Consider the following 13,246-nt stretch of genomic DNA (forward strand, 5'->3'; position numbering starts at 1 on the left):
CTTCTTCTTGGGAGGCATCAGGGTTGCTCTGCTTCGTTCGGCTCGGAGGAGGTTCAGGACGACGGCGCCGGAGCGGTCATCGTACGGAGCTGTGACGGTCGAGGCGCGGCGCGGTGGTGCGGAAGTCGTCAAGGAGCTCTACGGCGGCTCGGGTACGGATGGCCTCCAGTTCTCTGCCGCTCGTCACCGGAGTCCGGCGGGGCAAAGCCTCCACCGGGGGCACCAGATGACTCGGCACCTGGGAGGGCAGGGCATATCGCGACCGGTCGAGCGGCAGTTGGTAGAAGACGCCCCACCCCGCCTCCGAGCGCAGCGCGTCACGGATGCGCTCCTCGGCCATGTTCAGTTGCGACTGGGCCCTGGCGTCGCCCTCGTGCTGCCGGAAGATCTCCCGGCAGCGTTCCTCCCACCCGTTGGCCCCATGGTCCAGGCCAATGTCGAGAAAGGGATTGCTGAACGGGCCGCGGTCGTTCCTTCGCGTCGCTCGCCACGTACGCAGGAGCCGGTGATTGCGTCCGGCGACGCTGCCTCCCTGCGCGGTAGCCCTCTCGGCGTACTCCTCGGCGGAGTCGAGGAGCTTGTCGCGTCCTGCGGACGAATCGAGCCGCTCGCTCTGCGCCACGGCCACGTACGCCGCGATGGCCCAGGCCTCCTGCACCAGTTCCTCGGAAACCTTGCGATTGTTCACACTGTCACGGGTGAGTGAGCGGGCCTGCAGGGCTGCCGACTCCAAGTCACCGGCCTTCACGAGGTCGTAGGCGCGGTTCAGGGCGACCAGGGCGTAGAACGGACTACGTCCGGCGTCGACGAGGCTCGTCGGGCGCCACAGGGTGGCCATCAACAGCCAGAGGCCACGGTCCTCGGTCATCCTCGGCTGCCACTGCCCGGACAGGGCACCCGACCTGAGGTCGCGAAGCTCGATCTGCTGCGGCCGGGGTAGGACCGCGTCGAGCGCATCCACGGCCGTCACGTCTCCGTCCATGACGACGTCGTACAGCAGGTCCCACACATCGTCAGGTTCCTGCCGAACGAGGGTCTCGCCGAGGAGGAAGGAATGTCGGCGCAGGTATGCCTTCCACGCGAGACGCTCGGCCTGTTCACTGGTGACGGTGGCGGGCGTGAGACGCGCGCGCAAATAGAGGCCTTCCTCAGCATCCCGCGTCATCCAGGGCGCGTCCTCGGGCATCAGGCCGCCATGGTCGATCAGGTCGTCGATGACGGAAAGGGGTGCCCACTCGAGAAGCTCGTCGAGGAATCGGTTCGGCACGGGTATCGCGCCACGTGTTGCTGCGGTCGCGAAGAGGCTGAAGGCCGGTCCGCCCGAGATCGCGTGGGCGCGCTTGCCGACCAGGTCCAGGCTGGGCGCCGTCGAACACAACACTCTGCATCGCTCCAGGCCTGCCTCGTTGAGCCATCGCACGCCGGTGGCCCAGAGAGTCCGCAGATGACCGAGGACCGACTCGGGTGGCAGGAGGCTCAGCCCGGCGTGTACCGCGGGCAGCAGGTTCTCGCGGTCAGGGTCGCCTTCGAGGGCCTGGATGATGACCGCCCGCTCCGCCTCGGGCATTCCGGCGGCGGTCGCTGTCTCCGTGAGCATGGCCAGTACGGCTTCGACCGCCTCGCCGCCCCCGACACCGAGCCAACGCCACTTGCGCTGAACGAAACCGCTCACGGTCGAGGAGCCCTGGCTCTCCCGGCGTTCACGCGCGCGTTGCAGACGTTTCTGCTCAGCGGCTTTCGCCGCCTGTCGAGCGGCTACCGGGTCTGTCATGTCGTACACCTCGTCAGGGTATCTGCGCACCCTCACAATTCACACGGCGTCATACGTTTTGTGACCATGGACGAGGAGCGGAGACGGCAGCCGCGGCCGCGATGTCGGCCGCCCGACGATGTGGCCCTCGGCCGACGTGTGCTTGCCGAGGGCTCTGCTCATGTCCGCACATATGGCACCGTCACTGACGTGACTTGGCCTCAACGAAGCGGAACAGACAGGGGCTCTTGTAGCACGAAGTTACTGTAGATTTTTCTGCCATGACGCACGGTAAAGATGTCGAGAACTCCGAGTCGCGTTTCTTCTCGGTGCTGTTGGCGGCGGCGAAGCTTCCGGGTGTGCGTATCGACAGGGGGGCGTACCTCCGAAGTGCGCTGGCGCGCCAGTGCTCCGAGGAAGACATCCGGCGCGCGATAGATGAGACCCCCGCGGCGGCGGGCATCACCGTCGAGGTTCTCGACAAGGTGGCCAACGACTCCATCCGCTACGAGACCGCCAAGGTCAGTGCTCTCTCGGCCGCCGCCGGGATCCCCGGCATCCTCGCCCTTCCCGCCACGATTCCGGCCGACACGGCTCAGTACTTCGGCCACATGCTGCGTATCGCGCAGAAGCTCGCCTATCTCTACAGCTGGCCCGATCTGTTCTCCGACGAGGGCGATGAGGCCGATGACGCCACCATGGCGGTGCTCACGCTGTTCTTCGGAGTGATGTTCGGAACCCAGTCGGCGAATGCCGCTGTGGGGAAGGTCGCGGGGATGATGGCGGAGCAGGTCGCCAAGAAGCTGCCCCAGAAGGCGCTCACCAAGGGCGTCATTTATCCCATGGTCAAGAAAGTCGCAGCCCACATCGGCGTGAAGGTGACGAAGCAGTCGTTCGCGACGACCGTCTCGAAGGCCATCCCGCTCGTAGGGGCCGCTGTCTCAGGCACCCTCACTTTTGCGACCTACCTTCCGATGGCCAAGAGGCTCAAGAAGCACCTCGCCGGCCTGCCGCTGGCGGAACCGTCGCACCGAGTGATGGACGGGGAGGTCGTGGACGGCGAAGTCGTCGAAGATCACGAGTCCTTCGACGCGGCACGCGCCGAACAACTTGGCGCAGAGCATGCCGTCGTCAAGCTGGAGGGCCCTAAGTCCTGACGCCGCAGGAGCCTGCCGAGCCGTCAGCCCGATCAGTAGTGGTAGCGGGCCTTGAGGATCTTGACTTCCTTGTCGTCCACCCAGTACACGAGCCGGTGCTCGTCGTCGATCCGAGCGGAGCCTGAACAAGAAGTTCTCCCATGCGGCCGCGGCGAAGTGGACACTCCTCACCCGTCACCTGCCGGCTCTTCCCGTTCTGCCGTGGCCCTGTCCCGTGCGACGGCTTCCATGAGACTTCGCGCGTTGGCGGGGGAGCGCAGCAGGTGGACGGTTTCCTGCCAGGAGTCGTAGTCCGCGGCGGACATCAGTACGGCGTCGCCGCTCTTGGAGCTGATGCGCACGGGAATGTGGTCGTCGTTGACGCGCTTGATGAGCGGGAAGAGATCCCTGCGGGCCTCGCCGGCGCTTGTGGTCATCGCGGCACCCTCCCTGGTGGTACTGGGAAACGGTACTGCGATTCCGGTGCCGCCGGACTCCGGGTGAGTCGCCGCCCGCCCGGTCAGGGCAGCGAGCGCCGCGCCACCCGGGTCAGGTGATGGAGGAATACGCCCTCCGCCTCGGGGGTCAGCGTTCGCAGGGCCACCAGCGCCGTGATCGCCACGTCGCACAGTTCCGCCTGGACCTGCTCCCAGGTGTGGGTGGTGCCCTTGCGCGGGTTCTGGCCCGTCGCGCCGATCACCGCCTGCGCCGTCTCGCCCACCTCCTCCGACAGCTTCAGGATGCGCAGCAGCAGGGTCTCGTGGTCCCGCCCGGCAGGCCGGCCGGCGTTCAGCCACGTGTGCAGGGCGTCCACGGTGGTCCAGAGGTCGTCGGCCTCGGCGGGGGTCTCGGCGGCGCTGTCGGTCATGGGGGCCAGCCTGCCCCACCGAGAGGCCCCCGTGGACCTCACTCCTCGAACAGCGGCTCCTGCTCGCCCTCCTTGCGCTGCCGCAGCCGCTTGTTGCGCAGGCCCACGATCACCGACGTCGCCGCCGCCGTCACGCCGAGCGCCACCGGCACCATCCAGTTCCGGTTGACCGTGTGACCGAGGACGTGGTCCAGGGAGAGGCGGCCGGGGCCGGTGACAGCGAGGGACGTGCCGGTCAGGGCGAGGGAGGCGGCGTACTCGTAGCCGCCGCTCTGCGCGAAGAAGCCGTTGGGGACGTGTACCGCGGACGCGCCCGCCATCGCGCCGGCCGCCGCCGCGCCCGCCGCCGGGGTGGCCAGGCCCAGCGCCAGCAGCGCGCCGCCGCCCGTCTCCGCCAGGCCCGACGCTGCCGCGCTCGCCTTGCCGGGCGCGTAGCCGACGGACTCCATGAACTGGCCCGTGCCCTCCAGGCCGTGGCCGCCGAACCAGCCGAACAGCTTCTGCGTGCCGTGCGCGATCAGCACTCCGCCGGTGCCCAGCCGCAGCAGCAACAGGCCCAGATCACGTCGGTCGTATGCGGTCATGTTGACTCCCGGCTTCAGCCGCTTCCAGCGCGGACGGACATGGGTGGTCCCCCCTCCGGTTGTCCACCGTCGCACCCCTCACACCCGTCCGGCCCGTCCTGGACGCCGTTCGGGTGGCGGGGTGCGGGGGGCGGTGTGAGGGTGACCGGTATGACGATCCAGACCGCGAAACTCCGCGACCCGGCCGTACGGGCCTTCGTCAGCGCCGTCAACTCCCATGACCGGGAGGCCTTCCTGCGCCTCCTCACCCCGGACGCGACCATGGCCGACGACGGCTCCGACCGCGACCTCGCCGAGTGGGTCGACCGCGAGATCTTCTCCACCCACGGCCACCTGCGGGTCGACAACGAGTCCAACGGCGGCCGGGCGATCCTCGCCCGCTACAGCAACGACACCTGGGGCGAGATGCGCACCGAGTGGCGCTTCGTCGTGGAGGAGGACGGGCGGATCTCGCGCTTCGAGACCGGACAGGCCTGACAGGCCCGCAAGGGGCCGCGTCGTACGGCAGCCGTTCCACCGTGCGGTGTGTTCCTCGCGGCCCGCGCGAGACCCACCCCCAACCCGCGCCGTGGAACGGCTGCCGTCCTCCCCCTTCGGATGCGGTCGACGGGAGTACGACACTCCGAGTGTGAAGCTTCTGTGGAGAGTGGGACGAGCATAAGCCCCCGACCGGTCACTATGGTGCGGAAGTTGGCATTCCGTTTGTGCAGATCGATTCGGGCGTCAGTCGAGGGGCGGCCAGGGGTCGCCCCAGTCGGCGTCCCTGGCCGCCTTGTACAGGTCGCCGTGCCGCTTCGTCACCGTCGTGCGGTCCAGCCGCTCCCCGCTCTCGCACAGGTCCAGGAGCACCTGGCCCTTGCGGATCTGCGGCCGCCGGACCACCCGGGCGGGGGCCGGCGCCACGGGGAAGCGGGCGGCGGCGACGTAGCTGAACTTCTCGTCCTCGTACGGCAGTGAGCCGCCCTTGACCTGGCGGTGCAGCGAGGAGCGGCTGACCCGGGCCGAGAAGTGGCACCAGTCCGTGCCGGGGGCGATCGGGCAGGCGGCGCTGTGCGGGCAGGGCGCGGCGATCCGGAAACCGGCGGCGATCAGACGGTCGCGGGCCTCGATGACGCGGGCGTAGCCGTCCGGGGTGCCCGGCTCCACGATCACCACGGCCCGGGCGGCGGCCGCGGCGGCGTCGACGAGGGCGGCGCGGCCGGGGGCGGGCAGCTCGTTGAGCACGTAGGAGACGGTGACCAGGTCGACGGGGTCGAGGGTGAGCGACGCGTCGATGCGGGCGCGCTGCCAGCGGGTCTCGCGCAGGTCGGGATGGGCCGCGGCGATCTCCCGGCCGAGGGCCAGGGCGGGTTCGGCCCAGTCGAGGACGGTGACCGGGCGGGAGCCGGGCCAGGTGGCGGCCGCCGCCCAGGTCGCCGCGCCGGTGCCGCCGCCGACGTCGGTGTGGCCGGCCGGGGTCCACTCGGGCACGGCGTCCGCGAACGCCTCCAGCGCGGAGCGGACCGCCTCGTACGTCGCGGGCATGCGGTACGCGGCGTAGGCGGCGACGTCGGCGCGGTCGCGCAGGATGGGGGCGTCGGTGGGGGTGGCGCCGCCGCGGTAGCTGGCGATGAGGCGGTCCACGGCCTGGGCAGCCTGCTTGGGCGGCAGCCCGTCGAGCAGGCCGGCGAGGCTGCCGCGCAGGACTTCCGTGGGGGTAACGGGGGCGTTCACCCAGAGATTCTAAAGGGGCGCACACCTCCTGAGCCCGCTCAGCCGAACGGCCCCCGCGCACATCTCACGAGCCCGCCCAGCCGAACGGCCCCCACGCACACCTCCTGAGCCCGCCCGCACGAACGACCCCCGCGCACACCCCCTCACCGCACCGCCCGCCGCAGTCGGGTCCCCGCCCTCGCCCGGGGCGCGCTGTCCGGCGGGCGGCGGCGGGGGTGAACCGTGTTCGCCAGAAGGATCAGGAAAGTGTCCGTCGCCCGGTCCAAAACCAGGGACGTGCCCGTGAAGCCGGTGTGGCCCGCCGCGCCGCGGCCCGCCAGCTCGCCCATGAACCAGGGCTGGTCCACCGCGAAGCCCAGGCCCGGCGGGGCCAGGAGCAGGTCCACGAAGTCGGGGCCGAGGATGCGCGCGGTCCCGTAGGAACCGCCCGACAGCAGGGTGCGGCAGAACACCGCCAGGTCGTCGGCGGTGGAGAAGAGGCCGGCGTGACCGGCCACCCCGCCGAGGGCCCAGGCGTTCTCGTCGTGCACCTCGCCCCGCAGCATGCCCCGGTCCGCCTTGGCCCAGGGGCGGCGCTGGTCCTCGGTCGCCGCCGCGCCGGGACACGGGCCGAAGCGGGTGGACGTCATCCCCAGCGGGCGGGTGATCCCGTCGCGGACGAGCACGTCGAGGGAACGGCCGGTGAGGCGCTCCAGAAGCTGCTGGAGGAGCAGCAGGTTCACATCGGAGTAGACATGGCGGCCGGGCTCGGTGACCGGGGCCTCGGACCGCAGCCGCTCCAGGCGTTCGGCGTCGTCCGCGCAGTCGTACAGCGGCAGCTCGGGACGCAGTCCGGAGGTGTGGGTGAGGAGTCGGCGGACGGTGAGGCCGTGGGCGGCGGCCGCGTGGAAGTCGGGCAGGTAGGCGCCCACCAGGGCGTCGATGCCCAGCGTGCCGCGCTCGATCTGCTGCACCGCGGCGACCGACGTGAACAGCTTGGTGAGGGAGGCCAGGTCGAAGGGGGTGTCGACGCTCATGGGGACGCGGGCCGCGGGCGGCGCTTCCACACCGGCGTCGGCCTCGGGGGCGTAGGCCGTGTACCGGACCGCCCAGCCGGCCGCCTCCCGCACGGCGATCACCGGGCCGCGCCCGGCGACCACGACCACACCGGCCGCCCAGGGGCGGTCGCCGGCGGTGAGGGCCCGCACCTCGCGGGCGAGCCGGTGTGTCTCCTCGCGGTCGAGCCCGGCCCGTTCCGGGGTGTCGACCCGCAGTCTCGCTGTGCTCAGCTGTCCTCCCCGGGCAGTGAGGCCGCCTGCGCGGGGCCGCTGTCCTCGGCTGCCGGGTCCGCCCACGGGCGGCACAGCCCGACGAAGCAGGCCGCCGCCGCCAGCGCGGCCGTCAGCTGGACGACGGCCATCGGGACGGCGGTGTCCTCGCCCGCGACGCCGACCAGCGGAGTGGCGATCGCGCCGATGAGGAACGACGACGTGCCGAGCAGCGCGGCGGCGGAGCCCGCGGAGTGCCGCACCCGCATCAGCGCCAGCGTCTGGGTGTTGGGCAGCGTGACGCCCATCGCCGACATCAGCACGAACAGGGCCGCCGCCACCGGCGTCAGTCCCACCTCGCCGAACACGCCCGCCGACATCAGCAGCAGTGCCGTCGCCGCCAGCACGACGACCGTCAGGCCGACGGCCAGGACACGGTCCAGGCGGACCCGGCCCACCAGCACCTTGCCGTTGAGCTGCCCGACCGCCACCAGCCCGACCGAGTTCACGCCGAACAGAAGGCTGAACGTCTGCGGTGAGGCGCCGTAGATCTCCTGGATCACGAACGGCGACGCCGAGATGTAAGCGAACAGCGCGGCGAACGCGAAGCCGCCGGTGAGGAGGTACCCCGCGAAGCGCCGGTCGGTGAGGAGGCCGCGCATCGCGCGCAGCGCCTCGCCGACGCCGCCCGAATGGCGTTCCGCCGGCGCCAGCGTCTCCGGGAGCCTCACCGCGACCAGCGCCGCCAGCCCGGCCCCGACGGCGGCCAGGACCACGAACACGCCCCGCCAGTCCGTCACCCGCAGGACCTGCCCGCCGATCAGCGGCGCCACCACGGGGGCGACGCCCGAGACCAGCATCAGGGTGGAGAAGAAGCGGGCCATCGCCACCCCGTCGTACAGGTCGCGCACCACCGCCCGCGCGATCACTATCCCGGCGGCCCCCGCCAGTCCCTGCACCAACCGGAAGGCGACCAGCGCCTCGACGGTGGGCGCCAGCGCGCACAGGACCGTCGCCACGACGTACACGGCCAGGCCCGCGAGCAGCGGACGGCGGCGGCCCCACCGGTCGCTCATCGGACCGACCACCAGCTGCCCGAACGCCATCCCTGCCAGACAGGCGGTCAGGGTGAGCTGCACGGTCGCCGCCGGCGCGTGCAGGGAGCGGGTGACCTCCGGGAGCGAGGGGAGGTACATGTCCATCGCCAGCGGGGGAGTGGCGGTCAGCCCGCCGAGGACCAGCGTCACGAGCAGCCCGGTCCGGCGGCGCGCGCCCGACGCCCCTTCCGCGGCCCCCCGGCCCGCTTCCGCGAGCCCCGCCGCCGTGTCCCGTCCGCCGTCCTTCGGCCCGCACCGCGCCGCGTCCGGCGCCGGCGCCCCGCCCTCGGGCATGTGACCCCTCCCTCTCAGACATCCGAGCCACCTATGCTCTCAGCTCGGACGGACTGCTGGGACGGCACACGAGGGCGGGCGGATGACGAGGGACACAGTGCGGTGGGGGATCCTCGCGACCGGCGGGATCGCCGCCGCGTTCACGGCGGACCTGATCGACCTGCCGGACGCGGAGGTCGTCGCGGTCGCCTCCCGCACCGAGACCGCCGCGAAGGCCTTCGCCGAACGCTTCGGCATACCCCGCGCCTACGGCGACTGGGCCGCGCTCGCGGACGACGAGGATGTCGACGTCGTCTACGTCGCCACCCCGCACGCCGCGCACCGGACCGCCGCCGGGCTCTGCCTGGAGGCCGGCCGTGGGGTGCTGTGCGAGAAGCCGTTCACGCTGAACGTGCGCGAGGCCGGGGAACTCGTCGACCTCGCCCGCGACCGGGGACGCTTCCTCATGGAAGCCATGTGGATGTACTGCAACCCGCTGATCCGCCGGCTGAAGGCGCTGGTCGAGGACGGCGCGATCGGCGAGGTGCGCACCGTCCAGGCCGACTTCGGGCTCGAAGGGCCCTTCCCGCCCTCGCACCGGCTGCGCGACCCCGTCCAGGGCGGCGGCGCCCTGCTCGACCTCGGCGTCTACCCGGTCTCCTTCGCCCACCTGCTGCTCGGCGAACCCGACGGCGTCGCCGCGCAGGCCGTCGTCTCCGCCGAGGGCGTCGACCTCCAGACCGCGGCCGCCCTGTCCTGGGACTCCGGCGCGCTGGCCGCCCTGCACTGCTCCGTCGTCGGCGGTACGGGCACCTCCGCCTCCGTGACCGGCTCGCGCGGCCGGATCGACATCCCGAACGGCTTCTTCCACCCCGACCACTTCGTCCTGCACCGGGCCGGCCGCGACCCCGAGAAGTTCGCCGCCGACCCGGCCGACGGACCCCGCTCGACCATGCGGCACGAGGCCCTCGAAGTCATGCGCGCCGTGCGCGCCGGCGAGACGGAGTCCCCGCTGGTCCCGCTGGACGGCACCCTCGCCGTGATGCGCACCCTGGACGCCGTACGGGACCGGATCGGGGTCCGCTACCCGGGCGAGAGCTGACCGAGACGTCCCGTCTCACCACCTTGGTACGGTCGACCCATGGTCACCCAGTCCGGAAAGCCGGCCCCCGACACCGCCCGGCGCAGCGAGCGGTCCCGCCGCGCGATCTACGACGCGGCACTCGGCCTCGTCGCGGAGGCCGGCTACCCGAAGACCACCGTCGAGGGCATCGCCGCCCGGGCCGGCGTCGGCAAGCAGACGATCTACCGCTGGTGGGGGTCGAAGGCCGACGTCCTGCTGGAGGCGTTCCTCGACCTGTCCGAGCAGGCCGCCGCGGACGCCGGACAGGTGCCCTACGCCATCCCGGACACCGGCGACCTCGCCGCCGACCTGAAGCTGGTGCTGCGCCTCACCGTCGACCAGATGGCCGACCCCCGGTTCGACGCCCCCTCCCGCGCCCTGGCCGCCGAGGGCCTCGTCAACGAGCAGCTCGGCCGCGAGTTCGTCGCCAAGCTGCTCGAACCGCAGCTCCAGCTGTACGTCACCCGCCTGCGCTCCGCGCAGCACGCCGGTCAGGTCCGCGCCGACGTCGACCCGCGCATCGCCCTGGAGCTGTTCGTCTCCCCGCTCGCCCAGCGCTGGCTCCAGCACACGGGGCCCATCACCCACGAGTACACGGACACCCTCGTCGACTACGCCCTGTTCGGCCTCGCTCCGCGCTGACGCCCTCGCCCCATCCGCACCGCTCGTCCCACCTGCCCCGATTCGGCGCTCCCGACCCCCGATGCGCAGGAAGATGCGACCATGAGGCATGCTGTCCGCACCACGGCGAGGCAAGGGGATAGATGAGCGCGGAGTTCGGTGGCCGAAGCGGCCGGCAGGGCAAACTCTCCCAGTGGCTGCGCGGACGCCGGCCCAAGGAAGCCGCCGACGAGGGCGGCCGTGAGGCCCTGCTGCTCGCCGCCGCCGGAGCGGGACTGCCCCTCGCGCCCGCCGCCCACCCGGTCTCCGGCTACCGCTGCTCCTGCGACCGGGTCGGCTGTCCCACCCCCGGCCGGCACCCCGTCTCCTTCGCCTGGCAGACGCAGGCCACCACCGACCGCGCCCAGATCGAGCGCTGGGCCGGCCACCAGCCGCAGGCCAACTTCATCACCGCGACCGGTATGACGCACGACGTGCTGGACGTGCCCCTGGAAGCCGGCCGCGAGGCCCTCGACCGGCTGCTGGGCTCCGGCGTCGAGGTCGGCCCGGTCGCCGTCGGCGACGACGGCCGCATGCTCTTCTTCACCCTCACCCGCGGCACCCCCGAGGACGAGGACGAGTGGTGGCCATGCGCGCTGGACTGCCACCCCGAGACCATGGACGAACACCCCGGCCTGCGCTGGCACTGCCGCGGCTCCTACGTCCTCGTCCCGCCCGCCCGGCTCCCCGGCGACGACGGCCAGTCCGTCCGCTGGCTGCGAGGCCCCGAGCACCCTCTCCCGGACCCCCTGACCCTCCTGGAGCCCCTGACGGACGCGTGCGCCAGGCACGTGGGCGAGGAGTCGGACCAGGCGACGGCAGCCTGGCCCCCACGCCACTGACCACGCAGGGCGGACACCCACCCAGGGGCGCGGGGCTGTGACCATGTGCGGCTCCGCCGCGTGGGCGCGACCAGCCCCCACCGACCCGCACCGGACGACGAGACCTACTCGCCCTTCGCCGCCGTCAGCCCCTCGAGCCGGCTCAGCAACGACACAGCCGAGCCCCCGGCGGAGCCACCCCGCACCACGGCCGCCTCGTTCGCCACGAACTCCATGGTCAGCGCCCGCGACACCTCTCCCGTCGTCAGCGCCCGCACGTTCTGGTTGGGCGCCGGCACCGACGTCCCCGCCGCGGCCGTCTGCTTCACGTAGTGGTGCGTGGCGAAGAACACCAGCGCCCCGCCGTCCGCCGTGCGCAGCGCCAGCGGCGCGAAGTCCCCGTCGGTGAGCGGCTCGTCGATGTACTGCGTGACCAGGCCCGGCCTGATCGAGTTCTTCGCCCGTGCGGAGCGCAGCTCGCTCGTGTACGGGCCGTTGGCGAACGAGGTCCCGCCGGCGCGCAGGTACGCCGTGTAGTCCTTGCTCAACTCACCCGGAACCCGGGAGAGTCGACGCGAGTCGGCCGGAACGGCCTGCGCCCAGCCGTCCTTGTCCTTCGCGAACGCGGGCAGCGCGCCCGGCGCCACCAGCGTCAGGTAGGCCGCCTCCCACGGGTCCGACAGCGCGTCCCGGGTGAACACCAGCACCCAGCGCGCGTCGCCGCCCTTGTTGGCCTTGGCGTCGGCGACGAACCAGCGCGGCCATCCCGCCTTCTTGACGATCGTGTACGTGACGTCCGTCAGCTTCAGCGGGGTGTGCCGCGGGTTGCCGCCCGGGTTGTTGACCCGGCCCGCCTTCAGCCGCGCGGCGTCGATCGCGCCGAGAGCGCCCGTGGTGTGACCGGCGTCGAGAGAACCGTCGTACGCCGCGTCGGCCTTGTTGTACGCGGTCGTGAACTCCTGGAGCGCCTCGGCCGCTTCGGCCCGGGTCGCGGCGGGGAGCACCTCGCGCTCCCCGTGGACCACCACGCAGCCGCTCGCCGTCAGCGCGACGACGGTGAGCGTGGCCGCGACGGTCGCGTTCCGGTCACGCCCGAGGAGCCGTGGACGGCCGGTCGTCAGGCTGCGTTCCCTGGTCATCAGGTGACTTCACCTTCCCCTTCCCGGAGGCGAACCCTACCGGGGCGAGGAACAGGGCGAGCGTCGGGACCAGGTAGAGCAGCCACACCGTGACCTGGAGGACCGTCGGATCGGGCTGGAAGTTGAACACGCCCTTCAGCAGCGTCCCGTACCAGCTGTCCGGCGGGATCGTGCCGCTGACGTCGAAGGCCTTGTCCGTCAGGCCCGGCAGCCAGTCGGCCTCCTGGAGGTCGTGGAAGCCGTACGCCAGCACGCCCGCCGCGACGACGACCAGCATGCCGCCCGTCCAGGTGAAGAACTTCGCCAGGTTGATCCGCAGCGCGCCCCGGTAGAACAGCCAGCCGAGCGCGACGGCCGTCGTGATGCCGAGGAGCACGCCGATCAGCGGGCGCGGGGTGCCGTCGCCGGCCGCGTGCACCGACGCCCACACGAACAGGGCGGTCTCCAGGCCCTCCCGGCCGACGGCGAGGAACGCGGTGGCGACCAGCGCGCCCGTGCCCATGGCGAGGGCCGCGTCCAGCTTGTCGTGCAGTTCGGTCTTCAGATGCCGGGCGGTGCGCCGCATCCAGAACACCATCCACGTCACCAGGCCGACCGCGATGACCGACAGGGAGCCGCCGAGCGCCTCCTGCGCCTCGAACGTCAGCTCCTGGGAGCCGAATTCGAGCGCCGAGCCGAAGCCCAGCGCGAGCAGCACCGCGACGGCGATGCCTGCCCACACCGGCTTCAGCGCGTCCCGGCGGCCGGTCTTGACCAGGTAGGCGATGAGGATGCAGACGACGAGAGAGGCCTCCAGGCCCTCGCGCAGTCCGATCAGGTAGTTGGAGAACACCGG

At 72.0% G+C, this 13,246-nt stretch carries 14 protein-coding genes and 1 pseudogene; 5 read left to right on the plus strand and 10 right to left on the minus strand.

The genetic code is table 11. The features are described 5' to 3' along the window. Positions 1-76: 76 nt before the first annotated feature. The gene (locus EV567_RS03420) at positions 77-1,771 is read right to left on the minus strand and encodes a hypothetical protein (protein WP_130437556.1); all 1,695 of its coding nucleotides are present in this window, start codon (positions 1,769-1,771) and stop codon (positions 77-79) included. Between the two features lie 260 nt (positions 1,772-2,031). Between EV567_RS03420 and EV567_RS03425 the strand changes: the two genes are divergently transcribed. Further along, positions 2,032-2,907: a hypothetical protein gene (locus EV567_RS03425; protein WP_130437053.1), complete on the plus strand. Its 876-nt coding sequence runs from the start codon at positions 2,032-2,034 to the stop codon at positions 2,905-2,907. Positions 2,908-2,939: 32 nt separating this feature from the next. Here the strand turns inward: EV567_RS03425 and EV567_RS03430 are convergent. The 4 genes and pseudogenes from EV567_RS03430 to EV567_RS03445 form a co-directional block, all read right to left on the minus strand. Continuing rightward, a pseudogene (locus tag EV567_RS03430) lies at positions 2,940-3,026 on the minus strand (type II toxin-antitoxin system YoeB family toxin); the annotation flags it as partial. Between the two features lie 48 nt (positions 3,027-3,074). Then, entirely contained in the window at positions 3,075-3,323 is a 249-nt protein-coding gene (locus EV567_RS03435; protein ID WP_130437055.1) for a type II toxin-antitoxin system Phd/YefM family antitoxin, read from the minus strand. Positions 3,324-3,406: 83 nt separating this feature from the next. Next, complete coding sequence (locus EV567_RS03440; RefSeq protein WP_130437056.1) at positions 3,407-3,754, minus strand: MazG-like family protein; 348 nt, start codon at positions 3,752-3,754, stop codon at positions 3,407-3,409. Positions 3,755-3,792: 38 nt separating this feature from the next. Then, positions 3,793-4,338: a DoxX family protein gene (locus EV567_RS03445; RefSeq protein ID WP_130437057.1), complete on the minus strand. Its 546-nt coding sequence runs from the start codon at positions 4,336-4,338 to the stop codon at positions 3,793-3,795. 150 nt (positions 4,339-4,488) lie between these two features. Between EV567_RS03445 and EV567_RS03450 the strand changes: the two genes are divergently transcribed. Beyond that, positions 4,489-4,815: a nuclear transport factor 2 family protein gene (locus EV567_RS03450; RefSeq protein WP_130437058.1), complete on the plus strand. Its 327-nt coding sequence runs from the start codon at positions 4,489-4,491 to the stop codon at positions 4,813-4,815. A 246-nt stretch (positions 4,816-5,061) separates the two neighbouring features. On the opposite strand, the gene EV567_RS03455 is transcribed toward EV567_RS03450, so the two are convergent. The 3 genes from EV567_RS03455 to EV567_RS03465 all read right to left on the minus strand — a co-directional run bounded on the left by EV567_RS03455 (position 5,062) and on the right by EV567_RS03465 (position 8,689). Next, complete coding sequence (locus EV567_RS03455; RefSeq protein ID WP_130437059.1) at positions 5,062-6,051, minus strand: small ribosomal subunit Rsm22 family protein; 990 nt, start codon at positions 6,049-6,051, stop codon at positions 5,062-5,064. 143 nt (positions 6,052-6,194) lie between these two features. After that, a complete protein-coding gene (locus tag EV567_RS03460; protein WP_130437060.1) occupies positions 6,195-7,385 on the minus strand; it encodes a serine hydrolase in 1,191 nt (396 codons plus the stop codon). Continuing rightward, positions 7,316-8,689 carry a multidrug effflux MFS transporter gene (locus tag EV567_RS03465; protein WP_130437061.1) on the minus strand — a complete coding sequence of 458 codons (1,374 nt, stop codon included), beginning with the start codon at positions 8,687-8,689 and terminating at the stop codon, positions 7,316-7,318. The genes EV567_RS03460 and EV567_RS03465 overlap by 70 nt, the downstream gene beginning before the upstream one ends. A gap of 82 nt (positions 8,690-8,771) precedes the next feature. Between EV567_RS03465 and EV567_RS03470 the strand changes: the two genes are divergently transcribed. The 3 genes from EV567_RS03470 (at position 8,772) to EV567_RS03480 (ending at position 11,293) form a co-directional block, all read left to right on the plus strand. Beyond that, positions 8,772-9,770, plus strand: a complete 999-nt coding sequence (locus EV567_RS03470) for a Gfo/Idh/MocA family protein (protein WP_130437062.1) — start codon at positions 8,772-8,774, stop codon at positions 9,768-9,770. 39 nt (positions 9,771-9,809) lie between these two features. Beyond that, the gene (locus tag EV567_RS03475; RefSeq protein ID WP_130437063.1) at positions 9,810-10,433 is read left to right on the plus strand and encodes a TetR/AcrR family transcriptional regulator; all 624 of its coding nucleotides are present in this window, start codon (positions 9,810-9,812) and stop codon (positions 10,431-10,433) included. A 122-nt stretch (positions 10,434-10,555) separates the two neighbouring features. After that, positions 10,556-11,293 carry a bifunctional DNA primase/polymerase gene (locus tag EV567_RS03480; protein ID WP_130437064.1) on the plus strand — a complete coding sequence of 246 codons (738 nt, stop codon included), beginning with the start codon at positions 10,556-10,558 and terminating at the stop codon, positions 11,291-11,293. Between the two features lie 104 nt (positions 11,294-11,397). Here the strand turns inward: EV567_RS03480 and EV567_RS03485 are convergent, their stop codons facing one another. After that, positions 11,398-12,411, minus strand: coding sequence for a hypothetical protein (locus EV567_RS03485; protein WP_130437065.1), 1,014 nt, complete (start codon positions 12,409-12,411; stop codon positions 11,398-11,400). Continuing rightward, positions 12,359-13,243: an iron uptake transporter permease EfeU gene (efeU, locus tag EV567_RS03490; RefSeq protein WP_130437066.1), complete on the minus strand. Its 885-nt coding sequence runs from the start codon at positions 13,241-13,243 to the stop codon at positions 12,359-12,361. The genes EV567_RS03485 and efeU overlap by 53 nt, the downstream gene beginning before the upstream one ends. Positions 13,244-13,246: the final 3 nt, after the last annotated feature.

Source organism: Streptomyces sp. BK239 (assembly GCF_004217285.1).
Taxonomy (GTDB): domain Bacteria; phylum Actinomycetota; class Actinomycetes; order Streptomycetales; family Streptomycetaceae; genus Streptomyces.